The organism is Streptomyces sp. NBC_00523 (genome assembly GCF_036346615.1).
Classification (GTDB): domain Bacteria; phylum Actinomycetota; class Actinomycetes; order Streptomycetales; family Streptomycetaceae; genus Streptomyces.
In genome coordinates this window covers 6,330,060-6,349,382 of the sequence record NZ_CP107836.1, presented here as the reverse complement: position 1 = coordinate 6,349,382, position 19,323 = coordinate 6,330,060, and the positions used below count along the sequence as shown (strand labels likewise).

Annotated in this window: 15 protein-coding genes; 3 read left to right on the top strand and 12 right to left on the bottom strand. The window is 73.4% G+C overall.

The window, feature by feature from the left end; translation table 11 throughout:
* Positions 1-14 precede the first annotated feature (14 nt).
* Positions 15-1,982: a DUF5107 domain-containing protein gene (locus tag OHS17_RS28690; protein ID WP_330314479.1), complete on the bottom strand. Its 1,968-nt coding sequence runs from the start codon at positions 1,980-1,982 to the stop codon at positions 15-17.
* 185 nt (positions 1,983-2,167) lie between these two features.
* Between OHS17_RS28690 and OHS17_RS28685 the strand changes: the two genes are divergently transcribed.
* Both OHS17_RS28685 and OHS17_RS28680 read left to right on the top strand, forming a co-directional pair.
* Positions 2,168-2,503, top strand: coding sequence for a DUF6204 family protein (locus OHS17_RS28685; protein WP_161211258.1), 336 nt, complete (start codon positions 2,168-2,170; stop codon positions 2,501-2,503).
* A 108-nt stretch (positions 2,504-2,611) separates the two neighbouring features.
* Positions 2,612-4,480, top strand: coding sequence for a transketolase (locus OHS17_RS28680; RefSeq protein WP_330314478.1), 1,869 nt, complete (start codon positions 2,612-2,614; stop codon positions 4,478-4,480).
* Here the strand turns inward: OHS17_RS28680 and OHS17_RS28675 are convergent.
* The 7 genes from OHS17_RS28675 to OHS17_RS28645 all read right to left on the bottom strand — a co-directional run bounded on the left by OHS17_RS28675 (position 4,473) and on the right by OHS17_RS28645 (position 11,727).
* Entirely contained in the window at positions 4,473-5,057 is a 585-nt protein-coding gene (locus OHS17_RS28675; RefSeq protein WP_330314477.1) for a GNAT family N-acetyltransferase, read from the bottom strand. The genes OHS17_RS28680 and OHS17_RS28675 overlap by 8 nt on opposite strands.
* Before the next feature lie 69 nt (positions 5,058-5,126).
* On the bottom strand, positions 5,127-5,366 hold the full coding sequence (locus tag OHS17_RS28670) for a DUF1049 domain-containing protein (RefSeq protein ID WP_018100331.1): 240 nt from the start codon (positions 5,364-5,366) through the stop codon (positions 5,127-5,129).
* A gap of 122 nt (positions 5,367-5,488) precedes the next feature.
* Complete coding sequence (locus OHS17_RS28665; protein WP_330314476.1) at positions 5,489-6,433, bottom strand: S66 peptidase family protein; 945 nt, start codon at positions 6,431-6,433, stop codon at positions 5,489-5,491.
* Positions 6,430-8,418, bottom strand: a complete 1,989-nt coding sequence (locus OHS17_RS28660) for a S9 family peptidase (protein WP_330314475.1) — start codon at positions 8,416-8,418, stop codon at positions 6,430-6,432. The genes OHS17_RS28665 and OHS17_RS28660 overlap by 4 nt, the downstream gene beginning before the upstream one ends.
* 24 nt (positions 8,419-8,442) lie before the next feature.
* Positions 8,443-9,786: a M20/M25/M40 family metallo-hydrolase gene (locus OHS17_RS28655; RefSeq protein ID WP_330314474.1), complete on the bottom strand. Its 1,344-nt coding sequence runs from the start codon at positions 9,784-9,786 to the stop codon at positions 8,443-8,445.
* A complete protein-coding gene (locus OHS17_RS28650; protein ID WP_073861611.1) occupies positions 9,779-10,612 on the bottom strand; it encodes a M55 family metallopeptidase in 834 nt (277 codons plus the stop codon). Before OHS17_RS28650 ends, OHS17_RS28655 begins: the two co-directional genes overlap by 8 nt.
* 113 nt (positions 10,613-10,725) lie before the next feature.
* Positions 10,726-11,727 carry an aldo/keto reductase gene (locus tag OHS17_RS28645; RefSeq protein WP_330314473.1) on the bottom strand — a complete coding sequence of 334 codons (1,002 nt, stop codon included), beginning with the start codon at positions 11,725-11,727 and terminating at the stop codon, positions 10,726-10,728.
* A gap of 120 nt (positions 11,728-11,847) precedes the next feature.
* On the opposite strand from OHS17_RS28645, the gene OHS17_RS28640 reads away from it, so the two are divergent.
* Positions 11,848-12,738 carry a LysR family transcriptional regulator gene (locus OHS17_RS28640; protein ID WP_330314472.1) on the top strand — a complete coding sequence of 297 codons (891 nt, stop codon included), beginning with the start codon at positions 11,848-11,850 and terminating at the stop codon, positions 12,736-12,738.
* Between the two features lie 51 nt (positions 12,739-12,789).
* Here the strand turns inward: OHS17_RS28640 and OHS17_RS28635 are convergent, their stop codons facing one another.
* From OHS17_RS28635 to OHS17_RS28620, 4 genes are all read right to left on the bottom strand, one after another.
* Complete coding sequence (locus OHS17_RS28635; RefSeq protein WP_330314471.1) at positions 12,790-13,509, bottom strand: class I SAM-dependent methyltransferase; 720 nt, start codon at positions 13,507-13,509, stop codon at positions 12,790-12,792.
* Between the two features lie 97 nt (positions 13,510-13,606).
* On the bottom strand, positions 13,607-16,042 hold the full coding sequence (locus tag OHS17_RS28630; RefSeq protein WP_330314470.1) for an ATP-binding SpoIIE family protein phosphatase: 2,436 nt from the start codon (positions 16,040-16,042) through the stop codon (positions 13,607-13,609).
* 152 nt (positions 16,043-16,194) lie between these two features.
* The gene (locus OHS17_RS28625; protein WP_330314469.1) at positions 16,195-18,657 is read right to left on the bottom strand and encodes an MFS transporter; all 2,463 of its coding nucleotides are present in this window, start codon (positions 18,655-18,657) and stop codon (positions 16,195-16,197) included.
* 185 nt (positions 18,658-18,842) lie between these two features.
* Positions 18,843-19,286, bottom strand: a complete 444-nt coding sequence (locus OHS17_RS28620; RefSeq protein ID WP_330314468.1) for an SRPBCC family protein — start codon at positions 19,284-19,286, stop codon at positions 18,843-18,845.
* Positions 19,287-19,323 lie beyond the last annotated feature (37 nt).

Below are 19,323 nucleotides of genomic sequence, written 5' to 3'. Positions count from 1 at the left end.
CAGTGCTTCTCCTGTCAGGTGCGCGGGCGCATCCGGTAGTTGTACGGGTCCGGCAGCGGTTCGTCCGTGAGCCGCTGCCACACCTCCTCGAGGATCTCCGCGCCCTCGCGCAGGTCGGCGACCTCGAAGCCCGCGTCGAACACGGCCTTCGCGGCGTCGGACCGGCCCTCCGCGTGCAGCAGCCGGGCCTCCAGCAGGCGGAACCGGCCGCGCGCCCGGACCTCCGGCGGCAGCCCCTGCCACACCGTCCGGGCGGCCTCGGTGCGCCCCGCCGTGAGCAGCGCCTCGATCGCCTCCCGGCCCAGCGCGGCGGCGGCCGCGGCCCACGGCTCGTCGCCGTCGCGGCGCTCCGCGCACAGCCCGTCGAACGCCTCCGCGTAGTACTCGGCGGCCAGTTCGCGCTGGCCGCTCACCAGGGCTGCCACGGCCAGGCAGCGCAGCAGCGGCCAGCGCGAGTCGGCCGTGGCCAGTCCGCGTTCCCAGCTGCGGACCGCCTGGGCGCGGTCGTCGCCGTGCCACTGCGCGATGCCGAGGTGGTATTCGGTGAGCGGTTCGGCGGGGGCCGTCTCCAGCATGTCCCGCCAGTGCCGGGAGACCAGGGTGGGCCCGGGGACGGTTCCGGCGGGGCCGGGGAACGTGCCCTGGTCCAGCAGCTCCAGCCAGGGGGCCTGCTCCTCGCCCAGCGTGTCGTCCGTGAACGGCGTGCCGGGCAGCTTGTACCGGCCGCGCCGCACCTCCAGGGCGCCCCAGCCGGATCCGGTGGCGAGGCGTTCGCCGGGTTCCGTGTCGGCGTGGGCGCGCCAGGCGGTGTACGCGGCGTCCACGTCGGCGCGCGGCAGGGCCTCCGCGAGCCGCTGCTCGGTCTCGGCGCGGGCGGCCGCCCAGTCGTCGCCGTGCACCACGGAGGGGTCGGCGTCGAGCGGCCCGTACGACTCCAGCCAGCTGAACTCGCCGCCCGGTTCCAGCGGGACGTGTTCCAGCTGGGTGCGGGCCAGTCCGGCCTGGATCTCCGCGTAGCCTCCGGTGCCGGGCTCGGTGAGCCATTCCTGCCAGCGCCGCCCGCCGGGCCCGCTGCCCCAGAGGAACAGCTTGCGGCCGCGCAGCAGGTCGGTGGAGGTCTGGACGAGCCCGCGCCCCTGCTCGTCCAGTGCGGCGATCCAGCGGCGGGCGCCGTCGGGCACCTCGTAGAAGTAGTCGGCGGGGTACTCGCTGCGCAGCGGGTAGGTGCGGTCGGTGCCGCCGCTCTCGGGGACGGGGACCCGGGTCAGGCTGCGCTCGTACCCGAAGTGCCACGCCTCGTCAGCCGGGGCGATCACCCGGCCGCGCTCGTCCTCGGGGACGGCGATGTTGGACCACCAGTAGACGGGCGCGGGCTGCTCGTGCGGATTGCGTATGCGTACGCCGACGTGCAGGAACGCGGAGTCGGCGGGGAGCCACAGGTCCACCTGGAACGGCAGGTCGCGCAGCCGCTCCCACTCCCAGAGCCGGACCATCTCTCCGCCGTCGGGCGCCGGGACGAGCGCCGCGTGCACCGGGGCGCAGGAGAGCGTGGTGTGCCCGGTCGCGCCGATGTTCCACTCGATGCCGCCGGAGAACCAGGCGCCGTTGAGCGCGAAGTCGGCGGGCTGGAGCACCGGGTTGGTGTAGACGAGGTCGCGGCCGGACGGCTTGTGGACGAGCGAGTGGATCCGGCCGCCGAGGCCGGGCAGCACGGTGACCCGCAGATGGTCGTTCTCGATGACGATCGCGTCGAGGTCCGTGGGGACGCGCTCACGCCCGTAGCCGTCCAGGAGGCGGACGGGCAGGACGGTGGTCAGCGGCGCGTGGCCGAGCTGGCGGGCCATGTCGCGCGGGAGCCCGGCCCGGTCCCGGTCTTCGATGACGTGCGTCTCGTCCAGCGGCCGCAGCGCGGGCAGCGGGTTCTCCGGCCCGGTCGCCGCCGCGGGCAGGGTCAGGACGGCACGTCGTACGGTGGTGGCCAAGGCAACCTCGCTCCCTCGCGCGGGCCGCCACAGGACCGGGCGCCCCCCGATGACCATGGAACACGCCGGTCGCCGCGCCGACAAGGGGTGTCTCGGCGCCCGGAATTCCGTTTCCGTCCCGCTCCCGGCCCCCGTACGCTCGCTGCGGACACCGGAAGCGGCGGGCGAGAGGGACAGCGCAACAGATGAGTACGCAGCACACCTACCGGGTGATCGTGCGCGGCACGTTCCAGGATCTGACGGACGCGGCGCGCGAGCGGCTGCTGGCCGAGGTCGAGGAGCACGGGCTCGCCGGAATGCAGTTCACCGAGGAGGGGTCGCTCACCTACGACCGGGTCCTCAAGCACTTCAGCTTCCGCTATGTGGTCGTCTCGGACGCCGAGGACGGCGAGGAGATGGCCGGTGCGATCGCCGAGGACCGGGCGCAGACGACGCTGCGCGAGGCGGGGTACGGGCACGGCGAGCTGCGGTCCACGGCGACGGACATGGACACGATGAAGATCAACTACAAGCGGCGGTGAGGCCGGGCCGGGCGCCCGATGGAGGGCAACCTTCCCCCGGAACGTGATGGACCGCGCGGATTCGGGAACCCGTTCCGTCGTCCCGCCCTCACGCGAAAGGTCCGGCCCATGACCAGCGAACAGACCAGCACGCTCGGCCCCGACAGCGATCTCACCGAGGTCTTCGAGCTCGCCCAGCAGCTGCGGGTGGACTCGGTGCGCGCCAGCACCTCGGCGGGATCCGGGCACCCCACGTCCAGCCTGTCGGCGGCCGATCTGATGGCGGTCCTCATGACCCGGCATCTGCGGTACGACTGGAACGCGCCCGAGAACCCGGCCGGCGACCACCTGGTCTTCTCGAAGGGCCACGCCTCGCCGCTCCTGTACGCCATGTTCAAGGCGGCCGGTGCCATCAGCGACGAGGAGCTGATGACGACGTACCGCCGCTTCGGGCACCGCCTCCAGGGCCACCCCACGCCCGAGCTGCCCTGGGTGGACGTGGCGACCGGCTCGCTGGGCCAGGGCATCGCGTACGGCGTGGGCATCGCGCTCGCCGGGCGGGACCTGGAGAACCAGCCGTACCGGGTCTGGGTGCTGTGCGGCGACAGCGAGATGGCCGAGGGGTCCGTCTGGGAGGCCCTGGACAAGGCCGGCCAGCATCAGCTGGGCAACTTCACCGCGATCATCGACGTCAACCGCCTCGGCCAGTCCGGCCCCACCGAGCTGCAATGGGACACCGGCACCTACGCGCGCCGCGTCGAGGCGTTCGGCTGCCGCGCCCTCGTGGTCGACGGCCACGACCTGACCGAGGTCGACCGGGCCCTGAAGACGGCGGCGGACGGCACCGCCCCCACGGTGATCGTCGCGAAGACGGTCAAGGGGCGCGGGGTCAGCGAGGTCGCCGACAAGGAGGGCTGGCACGGCAAGCCGCTGCCCGAGGACCTGGCCGAGCGCGCGATCGAGGAACTGGGCGGCGTCCGCGACCTGCGGGTGAAGGGCCCCCGGCCGCCGAAGGCCGCGCCCGCTCCCGCGCGGACCGACGCCGCCGTGGAGCTGCCGCGCTTCGAGAAGGGCGACGAGATCGCCACCCGGGTCGCCTTCGGCAAGGCGCTCGTCGCACTCGGCGTACGGCCGGACATCGTCGCCCTGGACGCGGAGGTCGGCAACTCCACGCATTCGGAGGACTTCAAGAAGGCGTACCCGGACCGCTTCTTCCAGACGTACATCGCGGAGCAGCAGATGGTCGCCGAGGCCGTCGGCATGGCGGTGCGCGGCTTCCGCCCGTACGCGACGACCTTCGCGGCGTTCCTCACCCGGGCGCACGACTTCATCCGCATGGCGGCCGTCTCGGACATCACGATGGCGCTCTGCGGGACGCACAGCGGGGTGGAGATCGGCGCGGACGGGCCCTCGCAGATGGGCGTAGAGGATCTGGCGATGATGCGCGCGGTGCGCGGTTCGACCGTGCTCTACCCGAGCGACGCGACCTCGGCGGCGGCCCTGACCGTGGCGATGGCGGACATCGACGGCATCTCGTACCTGCGCACCACGCGTGGCGCCTACCCGGTGCTGTACGGGAGCGACGAGACGTTCCCCGTGGGCGGCTCGAAGACCCTGCGCCACGGCGACGACGACCAGGTCACCCTGGTCGGCGCGGGGGTCACGCTGCACGAGTGCCTGGCCGCCGCCGATCTGCTGGCCGAGCAGGGCGTACGGGCCCGGGTCATCGACCTCTACTCCGTCAAGCCGGTCGACTCCGGCGCGCTGGCTCTCGCGGCCCGGGAGACCGGGGCCCTGGTCGTGGTCGAGGACCACCACCCGGAGGGCGGTATCGGTGAGGCGGTGCTGTCGTCGCTCGCGGAGTCCGGGAGCCACCCGGGCTTCGTCCACCTCGCCGGGAGCAACCTCCCCGGGTCCGGGACCACGCCGGAGCTGCTCGACGCGGCGGGGATCTCCCGCACGCACATCGCGGACGCGGCGCGCGGCCTGGTCAAGTAGCCGCCGTCACCCGGCCGGTGGCACGCGGTCGGCGCATCTCCGCGGTGATCGCCCAGCGTTCGTGGTCGCGCCAGGCGCCGTCGATGTGGAGGAAGTCCGGCGAGTAGCCCTCCAGCCGGAAGCCCGCGCGGCGCACGAGCCCGATCGACCCCGCGTTGTCCGGCTGGACGTTGGCCTCCAGACGGTGCAGGGCGAGCGGGCCGAAGGCGTGGTCCAGGACGAGCTCCAGCCCCTCGCCCATGAGGCCGCGCCCGGCCGCGTGCGCGAAGGCGCCGTAGCCGAGGGCGCCGCAGCGGAAGGCCCCGGCGACGATGTTGTTGATGTTGATGAACCCGGCGATCGCCCCGGGCCCGCCCGCCGCGTCCCGCTCGCACACCAGGAACCCCGCCTTCGTGGGGTCCTCGATGAGCACACCCGCGTAGGCGGCGTACGCCTCGGGGGTGGCGGGCGGGAACAGCCAGGGCCGGTGCAGCGCGGTGCTCTCCCGGGCCCGGGCGGTGAACTCGTCGGCGTCGCCGTGGGTGAAGGGACGGATCGCCGTGCGCGGCCCCTCGGCAAGACAGCGGGTGTCGGACATCGCCCCAGCTTAGAACGGCCGTACGGGGCAGGGCCGGTGAGCCCTGCCCCGTACGGCCGTCGCCCGCCGCTACTTGGACCGCCTGCGGAAGACGTACGCGCCGCACGCCATGCCCGCCACGAACATCACGATCAGCCATACGTAGAGCGGCGCCGTGACCAGCGGGACGATGAGGCGGACCTCGACGTCCTTGGTGTTCTCGGCGATGAACACGACCGACAGAACCGCGATGACGAGGACCAGGATGCGGCCCGGGGTGAACGCCCCGCTGCCGCTCTTCCCGCTGCTCGACACGTCCTTCGGGCTCATGAGCAGCCCCTTTCCCGGCCCTGGTACGGCCGTAGCCCCGGGGCTCCAGCATGGCTCCGCCCCCGTACCCACCGGCGGAGATGTTCGGCCATTCGGGTGACGGGGGCGGGAGACCGGGCAGGTCAGAGCAGGGCGGGCACCTCGACGGTGAGAGTGGCCGGGCCGCCGTCCGCCGGGGCGTCGAGCACCGCGGGCACCCCGAGCGGGACGGTGAGCCCGGTGGGCCCGTGGCCGAAGCCCAGCTCCTCCACGACCGGGACGCCCAGCGCGCCCAGCCGGTCCGCGAGCACCGCCCGCACCTGTGCGTACGGCCCGCACCCCGCCCAGGAACCGCAGGCCACCCCGGCGACCCTGTCGAGCGCCCCGGCCCGCAGCAGCTGGGTGAGGATGCGGTCCAGGCTGTACGGGTCCTCGGTGGTGTCCTCGATGACGAGCAGCCCGCCCCGGGCCGAGCGACGGGCGTGCGGGGTACCGAGGTCGGCGGCGAGCAGGCTCACGCAGCCGCCGTAGGTAATGCCGCGCGCCCGGCCCGGGACCAGCGCCCTGGCGTCCTCCAGGCCCAGGGTCAGCTGCGTCCCCGGGTCGAAGAGCGTGGCCCGCAGGGACTCCTGGGTGCGCGGGTCCTTGAGGAACGTCTCGGTCCCCGCCATCGGCCCGTGCAGGGTGGCGAAGCCGGTCCGCAGCGCGAACGCCTCGTGGAGCACGGTGACGTCGCTGTAGCCGACGAACACCTTGGGCCCGGCCGCGCGCACCGCCGCCCAGTCCACCAGGTCCACCATGCGGTGCGCCCCGTACCCGCCGCGTGCGCAGATCACCGCGTCCACGGAGGGGTCGCACCAGGCGTCCTGGAAGTCCCGGGCCCGGGCCTCGTCCGTACCGGCGAGGTAGTCCAGGTCCCGGTGCACGTCCCGCACATGGGGCATGGGCACGGGGTCGAGGCCCCAGCCGCGCAGGATGTCCAGGCCGGGTTCCAGCCGGTCGGCGGGGACGGGCCCGCACGGCGCGACGACGGCGACCCTGGACCCGGGGCGCAGCCGGGCGGGGCGGACCGACTGGGTGAGGGTCACCGCTTCAGCTCCAGGGTGGCCACGTCGGGCCGGTCGAAGCCGAACACCTGGGCGTACAGGGAGAGTTCGGATTCCAGCGCGTCGATCATCGTGGTGGCGCGGCGGAAGCCGTGGCCCTCGCCCGGGTAGGTGCGGTACGCGTGCGGGATGGAGCGCCCCTCGACGGCGGCGAGGAAGCGCTCGCACTGCACGGGCGGGCAGATGGGGTCGTCCTCGCCCTGAAGGAGCAGGAACGGCACGGTGAGCCGGTCGGTGCGGCCGACCGGGGAGCGTTCCCGGTAGCGCTCGGGGACCTCGGCGAGGGGTCCGACCAGCGATTCCAGGTACTGGGACTCGAAGTCGTGGGTCTCGTCGGTGCCCCAGCCCGCGAGATCGAGGATGGGGTAGATGATCGTGCCGCAGGCGTAGACGTCGGTGCCGGTCAGCGAGGCGGCGCTGGTCCAGCCACCGGCGCTGCCGCCCCGGATGGCGAGCCGGTCCGGGTCGGCGGTGCCCTCGGCGGCGAGCGTCCCGGCGACGGCGGCGCAGTCCTCCACGTCCACGACGCCCCACTGCTCGCGCAGCCGGTTGCGGTAGGCGCGGCCGTATCCGGCGGAGCCCCCGTAGTTGACCTCGGCGACGCCGATGCCGCGTGAGGTGAAGTAGGCGATCTCCAGGTCCAGGACGAGGGCGGCGTGCCCGGTGGGACCGCCGTGGGCCCACACCACGTAGGGCGGCAACTCGCCCTCGGGTCCGGCGTGTCCGGGGTTGCGCGGCGGGTAGATCTGGGCGTGGATCTCGCGTCCGCCGGGTCCGGTGAAGGTCCGCAGCACCGGTTCCGGGTAGTAGGCGGGGTCGACGGCGTCCTCGTGCGGGGTGCCGGTGATCCGGGTGTGCCCGGTCGCGGTGTCCAGCTCGACGATCTCGTAACCGCTGTGCGGGCTCGCGGCGACGCCGGTGACGCGGGAGCCGCGCACGGTGAGCGTCGGCACCCACTCGGTCCACGGGCCCGCGATGTCGACCAGTTCGCAGGTCTCCGGGTCGAGTATGCCGAGGGTGGTGGTGCCCTTGCCGTGCAGGACCGCGATCAGCCCGTTGTCCAGGGGGCGGAACCAGACGAGCCCGATCTTCCACAGCGGCCCGGCGAACTCCTCCTCGCGCGGGCACAGTTCCCGGGTCTCACCGGTGTCCGGGTCGAGCCGGCACAGGTTCCACCAGCCGCTGCGGTCGGTCGCCAGGAGCAGCTGCCCGTCGGCGGTCCACTGGACCTGGGGCACGGATTCCTCGGGGCCTCCGGCGACGGGCCGGGCGCCCTGGAAGGTGCCGTCGTCGCCGATGTCCGCGACCAGCACCTCGGTGCCGTCCCAGGGCATGCGCGGGTGGTCCCAGCCGATCCAGGCGGCGCGCCGCCCGTCGGGCGACACCTCGGGGCCGGTGACGAACCGGTGCCCCCCGTCGCTGAGTTCGCGTACGGCGGACCGGTCGCCCGCCGCCGATCCGTCCAGGGGCACGGCCGCGAGGACCCGGCGCAGCGCGGTGGGTGCCTCGCCGGTGAACTCCTCCAGGACGCACCACACCTCACCGGCCGCGCCCCGGTCCGGCCGGACGCGCGGGTCGGCCCAGCGCAGTCCGCCGCCGACGGCGGAGACCGGGGTGAGCGGCCACGGTTCGCGGTCGCCGTCGGGCTCGTAGGCGTACAGCCGCTGGTCGGCGAAGTGGACGAAGACGACCAGCGGGCCGCCCTCCGCCCGCTCGGTGCCCGCCCAGGGCTGTCCGCCGTACTCGATGACCCGGCTGCGGACGTCCCAGGGGGCGGGCAGTTCGGTGGTGGTGCCGTCGGCGGTGCGGCGGACCAGGGCGCGCCGGCCGGCTTCGGCGGGGCGCGGTTCGGTCCACCACAGCTCGTCGCCGACCGCTCCGGTGTACTCGGGCCGTCCGTCGTGGGAGGCGGCCAGTGCGGCGTCGATCGGTGACGGCCAGCTGCCGTGGGGCTGTGCGGTGGGCATGGGTGTGGGTCTCCCCCGAGTGGTTCAGGCGGTGCGCAGGTAGTGGTCCAGGACCCGGACGCCGAAGTGCAGCGCGTCGACGGGGACGCGTTCGTCCACGCCGTGGAAGAGGGCCTGGTAGTCGAAGCCGACGGGCAGCTTCAGCGGTGAGAAACCGTAGCCGGTGATGCCGAGCCGGGAGAACTGCTTGGCGTCGGTGCCGCCGGACATGCAGTACGGCACGACGTGCCCGTCCGGGTCGAACCGCTCGATGGCGGCGCGTAGTTTCCCGTACGTGGGTGAGTCGACCGGGGCCTGGAGGGCGACCTCGCGGTGGGCGAACTCCCAGTCGACCGAGGATCCGGTGAGCCGGTCCAGGGTGGCGTGGAACTCCTCGTCGCCGCCGGGGACGGTCCGGCCGTCGATGTGGGCGGTGGCGTGGCCCGGGATGACGTTGACCTTGTAACCGGCGTCCAGCATCGTCGGGTTGGAGCTGTTGCGGACGGTCGGGGCGACGAGGGCCGCGGCCGGTCCGATCTTGCCGAGGAGTTCGTCCACGTCGAAGCCGGGGGCGTCGAGGTCCGGATGGATGCCGTGGAGCGCGGCGATCTCGGTGAGGGCGGCGCGGACCGTCGGGGTGAGCCGGACCGGCCACTCGTGCTCCCCGATGCGGGTGACGGCGGCGGCGAGCGCGGTGACGGCGTTGGCCCGGTTGACCTTGGAGCCGTGGCCCGCCTTGCCGCGGGCGGTGAGCTTCAGCCATCCGGTGCCGCGTTCGCCGGCGCCGATGGGGTAGAGCGGCATGTTCGGTCCGGCGTGGAAGGTGAAGGCGCCGGATTCGCTGATGCCCTCCGTACAGCCGTCGAAGAGGGCGGCGTGCCGGTCGGCGAGGAAGCCCGAGCCGTCCTCGGCGCTGGCCTCCTCGTCGGCGGTGTACGCGATGACGATGTCGCGGCGCGGGCGGATACCGGCCCGGGCCCAGTACCGGACGACGGCCAGGACCATCGCGTCCATGTTCTTCATGTCGATGGCGCCGCGCCCCCACACGGTCCCCTCGCGGACCTCGCCGGAGAAGGGGTGCACGGTCCAGTCGGCGGCCTCGGCCGGCACCACGTCGAGGTGGCCGTGGACCAGGAGGGCGGGGGCGGACGGGTCGGTGCCGGGGATCCGGGCGACGACGTTGGTGCGGCCGGGGGTGCGTTCCAGGAGCGCGGGTTCCAGGCCGGTGGCGGCCAGGCGCTCGGCGACGTACTCGGCGGCGGGGCGTTCGCGGCAGTCGCCGCCGCCCCGGTTGGTGGTGTCGATGCGGATCAGTTCGGAGGTGAACGTCACCGATTCGTCGAGCGCCAGGGCGTCGACGGAGTCCTGGGGGGCGGTCGCCTCAACCATACTGCTCCTCCACGGCGGACGAGACGATCGTCGTCACCGCCTTGAACGTGCGGATACCTTCGTACATCGTCGCGCTGGTGTAGGAGACCCGCCTCTCGCCGCTCGGCGCCGCGCCGGGTACGACGGTGGCCGCCGCGGCCAGGTGCTCGGCGTCGAACTCCAGCTCCACGGTGAACGGACCGCCCTCCACCGGCGTGTACCGCCCGGCCGCGGACACGGCCCGGGCGGCGGCCGCCCGGATGTCGGCGGCGGTACGGGCGGGGGTGCGGCAGACGGCGGCGTACCGCGACACGTAGTCCTTGACGGCCACCTTCTCCGCACCGGGGGCGTACCCCTCGGCGTCCACGCAGGTCAGGTCGTCGCCGGTGACGAGGACGACGGGGACCCCGTACTCGGCGGCGACGTGCGCGTTGAGCAGGCCCTCGCTGGCCCGGACGCCGTTCAGCCACACCCCGGTGATGGAGTTGGCGAGGTAGGTGTGGGCGAGGACGCCCTCCGTACCGGCGCCCGTGTGGTAGCCGACGAAAGCCACCGCGTCGACGTCCCCGTGCTGGATGCCCTCGACCATGCTGAGCGACTTGTGCTTGCCGGTGAGCATCTGGACGCGGTCGTCCAGTCTCTCCAGGAGCAGGTTGCGCATGGTCCAGTGGGCCTCGTTGATCAGCACCTCGTCCGCTCCCCCGTCGTAGAAGCCGAGGGCGGCGGCGTTGACGTCGGAGGTGAACAGGGAGCGGCACCGCTCCCACTGCGGCGTGCCGGGCAGCACGTCGGCCGGCCAGGTCACGCCGGTGGCGCCTTCCATGTCGGCGCTGACGAGGATCTTCATGCGGCCACACGGTACGCGCCGATGAACGCCCAGGCCAGGGGTGCCGAGCACGCCACAGGTCCATTCCAATGTCGCCCCCGGCGGCCGCTGCGGGCCGCCGGGGGCGGGGGGCGTCAGCCGCGCTTGGCGCCCTTCAGCAGCTTCTCGATCCGGCTGAGTTCCTTGTCGGTGAAGTGCAGGTTCCGGACCGTCTCGACGTTGTTCTCCAGCTGGGCGACGCTGCTCGCGCCGACCACGGCGGAGGTGACGCGCCCGCCGCGCAGCACCCAGGCCAGGGCCAGCTGGGCGAGGGACTGGCCGCGCGCGGCGGCGAGTTCGTTGAGCTCGCGCAGCCGGGAGACCAGGTCCGGGGTGACCGCCTCGGCCGACAGGAAGGGGCTGCTGCCGGCGGCGCGGGAGCCCTCCGGGATGCCGTTCAGGTAGCGGTCGGAGAGGATGCCCTGCTCCAGCGGCGAGTAGGCGATGGAGCCGACGCCCAGCTCGTCCAGGGTGGTGAGCAGCCCGTCCTCGGGGCGGCGGTCGAGCATCGAGTAGCGCGGCTGGTGGATCAGGAGCGGGGTGCCGAGCTCCTTCAGGATCCGGGCGGCCTCGCGGGTCTGCTCGGGTGAGTAGTTGGAGACGCCGACGTAGAGCGCCTTGCCCTGGCGGACCGCCGCGTCGAGCGCGCCCATGGTCTCTTCGAGCGGGGTCTCGAGGTCGGGCCGGTGCGAGTAGAAGATGTCCACGTAGTCCAGGCCGAGCCGGGTGAGGCTCTGGTCCAGCGAGGACAGCAGGTTCTTGCGGGAACCCCACTCGCCGTACGGGCCGTCCCACATCAGGTAGCCGGCCTTGGTGGAGACGATGATCTCGTCCCGGTGGGCGGCGAAGTCCGTGGCGAGCGCCCGGCCCATCGCGGTCTCGGCGGAGCCGGGCGGCGGGCCGTAGTTGTTGGCCAGGTCGAAGTGGGTGATGCCGAGGTCGAAGGCCCGGCGCAGGATCTCACCCTGGGTCTCCGGTGTCCGGTCCCCGCCGAAGTTGTGCCACAGGCCCAGCGAGAGCGCGGGCAGCTTCAGGCCGCTGCGCCCGGTGCGCCGGTAGGGCATGTTCGCGTAGCGGTCGGCGGACGGGATGTACATACGGGCTCCATGGGAGAGGTGTTCCTGCCATGACCGGCAGGACACCCCCAGGCTGGCCCACTTCGATCCAGTAGTCCAACAGGAGATTCCGCTTGGATTCAGGGCCTAGAGTTCTCAATCATGGAGTTGCGTCAGCTGGAACATTTCGTGGCCGTCGCCGAGGAGCGGCATTTCACCCGCGCGGCGGAGCGGGTCGCCGTCTCGCAGTCCGGGCTCTCCGCCTCCGTACGGGCGCTGGAGCAGGAGCTGCGGACGCCGCTGTTCAGCCGGACCACCCGCAGCGTACGGCTGACCGAGGCGGGTCGCGCCCTGCTGGTCGAGGCGGAACGCACCCTGGCCGGGGTGCGGGCCGCGAAGGAGGCCGTCGACGCGGTACGGGGGCTGCTGCGCGGGACCCTGTCGGTGGGCGTGGAGCAGTGCGTGGCCGGGCTGCGGCTGCCCCGGCTGCTCGCCGCCTTCCACCACGCCCACCCGCACATGGAGATCCGGCTGCGCCAGGAGGGCACGGCACGGCTGGTCGACGGGGTGGCGGGCGGGCGGCTCGACATCGCGTTCGCCGCGACGGTGGACCCGGCGGGCTGGCGCGGCGAGCTGGTCCCGCTGGCCCGGGAGCCCATGGTGCTGCTGTGCGCGCCGGGGCACCGGCTGGCGGCGGCGGACCGGGCGGCCTGGGCGGAGCTGGCGGGTGAGCCGTTCATCGACTTCCACCCGGACTTCGGTCCGCGCCGCGCGGCCGACGCGGCGTTCGCGGCGGCCGGGGTGCGGCGCACGGTGGCCCTGGAGGTCACCGACGTACACAGCCTGCTGGAGCTGGTGCACGAGCAGCTGGGCATCGCGCTCGTGCCGCACCACTTCTCCCGCAAGCCCGAGGCGCGCGGACTGGTGGCGGTGCGGCCGGAGGGCGCCGGTGAGGCGTTCTACGAGAGTGCCGTGGTGCTCCCCGAGGCGCGGGCGCTGAGCCCGGGGGCGCGGGCCCTGATGGCGCTGCTGCGGGACGACACGGGGAGCTGAGGCCGGGGGGGAAGCCGGGGCCGGGGGCTGGAGCGCCCCCGGCGTCCGGCGTCAGCCCGTGGCCAGCACGAACCACCTCGCCGGCAGGTCGATCCGGGTGCCGTCGGGCAGGTTCTCGGTCTGCGGCAGGACCGTGTCGCCGCTGTCCAGGACGGTCAGCCCGGCCGCCGCGAGCAGCCGCGGGACCTCCTCGTCGGTGGCGCTCGCCGGTTTCAGCCCGTGTGCGAAGACCCGGCGCAGCTTCGGGCCCGGCCCGTCCGGGCCCTGCGAGGCGCGTTGCAGGACGTCCTTGGAGGCGGGGGTCAGCTCGGTGACGAAGGCGCGGCCGCGTGCGCCGAGGAGCGTGGCGACGGCGGCGGCGACGGCCGGGCGGGCCTCCGGGTCGCTCTGGTGGATCACCGCCCGCATGTAGACGTTCGTGTCGCCGATGCGCTCGTGCAGGGCGCGCACGGCGTCGGCGTCGGTGAGGTCGAGCGTCTCGTACGCGGCGGTCTCCCCCGGGTCCGCCTTCCGGGCGTGCTCGATCGCCGCCTCCGAGAGATCCACGCCGAGGGCGCGGGGGAAGAGGGTGGCGAGGTGCCGGGTCTGCGTGCCGTTGCCGCAGCCGAGGTCCACGACGGGCAGGGTGGCGTCGGCGTGCGGGAGGAGCAGCCGGCTGTGCGGTACGGCGCTCAGATCGGGGCCCGAGTCCCAAATGGCCGCGCCCGGTTCGTCCGGGGTGGCCGCCCAGTACCCTTCCCACGCCTCGCGGTATTGCTGTGACACGCCCATGCGTACTCCCAAGTCCCGTCGTGCAGGCTCATATTGCTCAGCCAGGGACTACTGCCCAAGGGGGCCCGTGGGCAAGGGTGCGGACACAACCTCTCTGTCAGCGGCGGTGGTTGGGCCGGGGGCGTGGGACGCGGGACAGGGCCAGCTCGAACCAGACGGTCTTGCCGCGCGCGGTGCCGCTGGTGCCCCACTCCCGGGCGAGGCTGCTCACCACCATGAGGCCCCGGCCGAATTCGTCGCCGTCGGTGACACCGAGGAGGGACGCGGGGGCCGGTTCGTCGTCGGTCACCTCGCAGAGCAGCGCGCCGGTGCGGACCAGACGGAGCCCGATGTGGTGGGTGCGGGCGTGCTTGAAGGCGTTGGTGACCAGCTCACTGACCATCAGCTCGGCCGCCTCCACGGCGTCGGGCAGCTCCCAGTCGAGGAGTTGGCCGCGCACCAGGCGGCGGGCCCGGGACACCTCGCGGGGGTCCAGGGCGAGCTGCCACTCGGCGACGTCCTCGTCCGCGATGCCGTTGAGCCGGGCCATCAGCAGGGCGACGTCGTCCTTGCGACCGCCGCCGGTGTTCAGGGCGCGGATGATGGTGTCGCAAGCGTCGTCCATCGACGCGGCGGGGTGGGCGGCGGAGGCGCAGAGCGCGGCGAGCCCGGCCCCGATGTCCTGGCCGCGCACCTCGACCAGCCCGTCCGTGCACAGGACGAGGCGGTCCCCGGGGCGCACCCGCACGGTGGCGGTCTCGAAGGCGACCCCGCCGACGCCGATGGGCGCCCCGGTCGGCAGGTCGAGCAGTTCGGCCCGGCCGTCCTCGGCTCGGACCAGCACGGGCGGGATGTGACCGGCGTTGGCGATCTGGAGCTCGCCCGCGATCGGGTCGTAGACCGCGTACAGGCAGGTCGCGAGGTACTGCTCGCCGAGGCGCTGGGCGAGGTCGTCCAGATTGCGCAGGAGCTGGGCGGGCGGCATCTCCATGGTGGCCATGGTCAGCACCGCGGTCCGCAACTGGCCCATCATCGCGGCCGAGTTGAGCCCGTGGCCCATGACATCGCCGACGACCAGCGCGGTGCGCGAGCCGGGGAGCTTCACCGAGTCGAACCAGTCGCCGCCGATCCGGCCGAGCCGGGTGCCCGGCAGATAGCGGGTCGCGATGTCGCAACCGGCCATGCGGGGCTCGACGTTGGGCAGCATGCTGTCCTGGAGCGTCTCGGCGACGTTCTCCTGGTACGTGTACATGCGGGCGTTGTCCAGGACGAGCCCGGCCCGCGCGGCGAGTTCGGCGCCGGTGGTGCGGTCCATGTCGTCGAAGGGCTCGCGGCCGGGGCGGCGCATCAGGACCATGAAGCCGAGGACCACGTCGCGGGCCTTGAGCGGCACGATGAGCAGCGAGCGGTGGGTGATCAGGGGGCGCAGGTCCCGCTTCTCGAACTCGCCGGAGATCCGGTTGCTCAGCTCCTCGCTCACGTGGGGCACGATGACCGGCTCGCCGGTGACCATGCACTGGAAGAACGGGGTGTGTTCGGGGAAGGCGATGGCCTCGCCGACGGGCACGGTGTCGTCCCAGCGGCCCGGTTCGTCGTTGTGCTCGACCCAGACGCGGTGCCAGATGGTGGTGACGTCGGGCGGCCCGTCGGGGAAGCCCTCACCGGCGAGGACGGCGGCGCGCAGATGCGTACCGGCGAAGTCGCTGAAGCGGGGGACGGCGGCGCTGGTGACCTCGCGGATGGTGCGTTCCAGGTCGAGCGAGGTGCCGATGCGGCCGCTCACCTCGTTGAGGAATTCCAGCCGTTCGCGGACCGCCGCGTATTCGAGGTCCAACTCGGGCCGGGGGACGGCGCGTTGCGGGACCACCCGCCCGTCCGCGCCGTACCGCTCCTCGCGCGCCGGCAGCCCTCCGGCGCGCTTGGGCACGCCCCAGTCCGGGGTGACGGGGATGCGTTCGTGGTGACTGAACTCCAGGACGGGGTAGCCCAGTTCGAGCACCTGGGCGACGATGCCGGTCGCTTCCTGGACGCTCATGTTCGGCAGGATCTCCGGCAGCCGCGCGGACAGCTCGGCGTGGCCGGGGAAGTCGGTGTGCAGGGCGAAGCCGGGGGCGACCGTATGGGCGGGGTGGTCGTCCTGTACGTCACGCAACTGCGCGCAGTCGGCGGCGAGCACGAGGAGCCGCGCCGGTCCGGGACCGGCGAGCGGGTACGCCCACCACAGCACGTCGATCCGGCCGTGCCCCGGCTCGTCCAGCCGGGCCCGGCCCGACGCGGGGTACGGGAAGTCCCCGCTGAGCGAGCTGTCGAGCGCGGGACCCTCGTCGTACCGCGCGGGTGCACCGTTCACCCCCAGCACGCCGGAGACGGGCAGGAGTTCACCGGCCGGGCAGCCGACCGCCTCCGCACGGGCGATGCCGAAGAGCCTTCTCGCCCCGGACGACCAGTGCGAGACCAGCCCCTCCGCGTCGACCACGGCCACGGCGAGCGGCAGGCGGCCGGCCGTGCCGTCGGCCGTCAGTGGTGTCCTCTGCGGCGGCACACCGAGGTCCATGAGGGGAAGGCTCCTTCCTCACCGCGGCATTCCGCGGCGCGTGACTCCACGGTACGGGGATGCGACCGGCGCCCGCGGGCCATCGGCGGAATCCCCCGCGAGGGTGGTGCGCCCCGCGCGCTCCGGGGCGCACCGAAAGGCTCCGGGGGTGTTCAGTCCTCGTGCCCCAGCTGGAGGTCGCGCTCGGTGCGTCCGCCGCCCGCGACCTGGAGGACCGTGGCGACGGGCGGGTACCCGGCCGCGATCACGGTGTACTCGCCGGTGGACAGGTCCACGAAGCGGAACGCGCCGTCCGGGCCGGTGGTCACGGTGTCCACCACGTTGCCCGCCGCGTCCAGGAGCGTGACCCGGGCGTCCTCGACGGGCCGCCCGGCGGTGGCCCGGACGATCCCGCGCAGCACGGCGCCCCCGGCGAGTTCGATGTCCTGCCGGGTCTCCCGGGCCGCCTGCACGCTGACGGGGAGCGCGGCGGGCCGGAAGGCCGGGGCGGAGGCCGCGAGGGTGTATTCCCCCGCGACCAGTTCGCCGATCACGTAGCCGCCCTCGCGACCGCTGCGCGTGGAGGCGACGACCTCGCCGCGTACGTCGGTGAGCGTGACGGCCGCGTCGCGCACGGGCGCCCCGTCGGCGGTGACGACGGTGCCTGCGAGCCGGCCGGCGCCGCCGAGCACCACGTCCAGCTCGACCGGGCGTTCGCCGACGGTGACGCTGACGGCCTGCGGCTGGTGGCCCCCGGCGGCGGCGATCAGGACGTACGAACCGGCGCCCGGCACGCTGAGCGCGTACCGCCCCTCCTCGCCGCTGGCGCCCCGGCCGACCTGCTGGCCCTGGACGTCGATGAGGGTGAGGGCGGCGCGCGGCACCTTCGTACCGTCGGAGTGCTGGACGCTGCCGGAGACCGGGACGCCGGAGAGGTAGCCGGCGGACGGGACGGCGGCGTCGGTGCGGGCGGAGGGGATCGGGGTGTACTCGGTGGTGGCTTCGGGGCCTGCGGTGGTTTCGGGGCTGTGGGACACCAGCGGTTTCTCCTTGAGGAAGAAGGCGAAGAACAGGCCGAGCACGAGGACCGGCACGAGGTAGAGGAAGATCCGGGGCATCGCGTCGGCGTACGCCTGGATGTAGGCGTCCCGCAGTGCGGGCTCCATCGCGTGGACCAGCTGCGGGCTGATCGACTCCGGGTCGGGGAGGTCCGCCCCGGAGGGCAGCCGGACGGCGAGCGCGTCGGCGAGCCGTCCGGCGAACAGGGTGCCGAAGACGGCGGCGCCGACGCTGCCGCCGATCTGCCGGAAGTAGTTGTTGGCGCTGGTGGCGGTGCCCAGGTCGGCGGGGCGCACGGAGTTCTGCACGGCGAGGACCAGGACCGGCATGATCAGCCCGATCCCGAGGCCGAGGACCGCCTGCGCGATGCTGTACTCGAAGCGCGGGGTGTCGGTCTCCAGCCGGGACAGCAGATACATGCCCACCGCCGAGATCGCGCTGCCCGCGATCGGGTAGACGCGGTAGCGCCCGGTGCGGGAGATGAGCTGGCCCGAGATCACGGAGGCGCCGACGACACCGCCCATCATGGGGAGCATCAGCAGACCGGACTCGGTGGCGGTGGCCCCGTCGACCATCTGCAGGAAGCTCGGCAGATAACTGGCCGCGCCGAACAGTGCCACGCCGACGACCGCGCCGACCAGGGCGGTCACGTTGAAGATCGAGTCGCGGAACAGCCGGAGCGGGATGATCGGTTCGGCGGCGCGGCGCTCCACGAGGACGAACAGCAGGGTCGTTCCGGCAGCTCCGGCGCCCAGCCCCAGGATGGTGCCCGAGCCCCAGGCGTACTCGGTGCCGCCCCAGCTGGTCAGCAGCACCAGGCACGTGGACGCCGCGGCGAGGAGCGCGGCGCCGAGGATGTCGAGCCGGGGGCGGACGGTGGGCCGGGGAAGCTTGAGGACGACGGTGATCACGGCGAGGGTGATCAGGCCGAACGGCACGTTGATGTAGAAGCACCAGCGCCAGGAGGCGTGGTCCGTGAAGAAGCCGCCGAGCAGCGGACCGGCCACCGAGGCGAGGCCGAAGGCGGCGCCGATGAGGCCCATGAACCGGCCGCGCTCGCGGGGCGGGACCACGTCCGCGATGATCGCCTGCACACCGATCATCAGCCCGCCGCCGCCAATGCCCTGGATCGCCCGGAAGGCGATGAGCTGGTCCATGGTGCGGGACCAGCCGGCCAGCGCGGAGCCGACGACGAAGACGACGATGGCGAACTGGAAGACGCCCTTGCGGCCGAAGAGGTCGCCCAGCTTCCCGTAGACCGGCAGTCCGATCGTGGAGGCGAGCAGATAGGCGGTGACCGCCCAGGACATCTTCTCCAGGCCGTGCAGCTCGCCGACGATCTTCGGGAGCGCGGTGGCCACGATCATCTGGTCGAGCGCCGCGAGCAGGAGCGTGAGCATCAGCCCGACGAAGACCAGCCGGATGCGGCGGGGGTCCGTCGCCGTGCCGTCGGACGTGCCACCGGGGGCGGTCTCCGCCACGGCGGGCGGCCGCGGAGGCGGGGCGGGCGCGGGCGCCGCCTCGGCGTCCCCCGGGCCGCCGGGCTCGTCCTCCAACAGTGTGATGCCACCCACCACGTGCCGCTCCCCTCGTCGCGCTGCCGCACATTTCTCGCATCGCGCGAGAAGTGAGGGCAAACGCGACGAGGGGCGCCGGCGGCGCACTCAGGGGGCGTATCCCCCGGTGGGAGGCACTACGGCGCACAACCGCACCGCCGCAAAGACCACCCGAACCGGTGAGGCCGGGCGGTGCCGACGCGGGGTCAGTTCTCGATCTCGGCGGCGAGGTTGGCCAGCAGCTCGTCGTAGATGCGGGCGAGGCCCTTGGGCGCGAAGGTCTTCTCGAAGAAGCCGCCGATGCCCCCGGCGCCGTTCCACACGGTCGTGACGACGGCCTTGGACCTGCCCTCACCGGCCGGGGTGACGGTCCAGGTGGTGACCATCGAGGAGTTCCGGTCCGTCTCCACGAGCTGGCCGTCGGTCGGCTCGGTGACCTCCAGGAGGCAGTCGCGCACCCGCTTGCTGGTGGCCTGGAGCTTCCAGTGGACGAGGGTGCCCTCGCCGTCGCCGCCCTCGCGCACCTCGTACTCGCTGTAGTGGGCGGGGAGCACCTTGCCGCGGACGTCCTTGTAGTCGGCCAGCGCGTCGAACACCGCCTCCGCGTCCGCCGCGATGATCCGCTCCGTCGTGGCTTCGACCTGCGCCATGCCTGCTCCTCCAGCACTCGGTTCTTCGGGGTGTGCT

Excerpts from the sequence above, each read along its gene's own strand:
- OHS17_RS28685 (WP_161211258.1), top strand. The coding sequence starts at position 2,168 with ATGAGTACGCAGCACACCTACCGGGTGATCGTGCGCGGCACGTTCCAG.
- OHS17_RS28680 (WP_330314478.1), top strand. The coding sequence starts at position 2,612 with ATGACCAGCGAACAGACCAGCACGCTCGGCCCCGACAGCGATCTCACC.
- OHS17_RS28675 (WP_330314477.1), bottom strand. The coding sequence starts at position 5,057 with ATGTCCGACACCCGCTGTCTTGCCGAGGGGCCGCGCACGGCGATCCGT.
- OHS17_RS28670 (WP_018100331.1), bottom strand. The coding sequence starts at position 5,366 with ATGAGCCCGAAGGACGTGTCGAGCAGCGGGAAGAGCGGCAGCGGGGCG.
- OHS17_RS28660 (WP_330314475.1), bottom strand. The coding sequence starts at position 8,418 with ATGCCCACCGCACAGCCCCACGGCAGCTGGCCGTCACCGATCGACGCC.
- OHS17_RS28655 (WP_330314474.1), bottom strand. The coding sequence starts at position 9,786 with ATGGTTGAGGCGACCGCCCCCCAGGACTCCGTCGACGCCCTGGCGCTC.
- OHS17_RS28650 (WP_073861611.1), bottom strand. The coding sequence starts at position 10,612 with ATGAAGATCCTCGTCAGCGCCGACATGGAAGGCGCCACCGGCGTGACC.
- OHS17_RS28645 (WP_330314473.1), bottom strand. The coding sequence starts at position 11,727 with ATGTACATCCCGTCCGCCGACCGCTACGCGAACATGCCCTACCGGCGC.
- OHS17_RS28640 (WP_330314472.1), top strand. The coding sequence starts at position 11,848 with ATGGAGTTGCGTCAGCTGGAACATTTCGTGGCCGTCGCCGAGGAGCGG.
- OHS17_RS28635 (WP_330314471.1), bottom strand. The coding sequence starts at position 13,509 with ATGGGCGTGTCACAGCAATACCGCGAGGCGTGGGAAGGGTACTGGGCG.
- OHS17_RS28630 (WP_330314470.1), bottom strand. The coding sequence starts at position 16,042 with ATGGACCTCGGTGTGCCGCCGCAGAGGACACCACTGACGGCCGACGGC.
- OHS17_RS28620 (WP_330314468.1), bottom strand. The coding sequence starts at position 19,286 with ATGGCGCAGGTCGAAGCCACGACGGAGCGGATCATCGCGGCGGACGCG.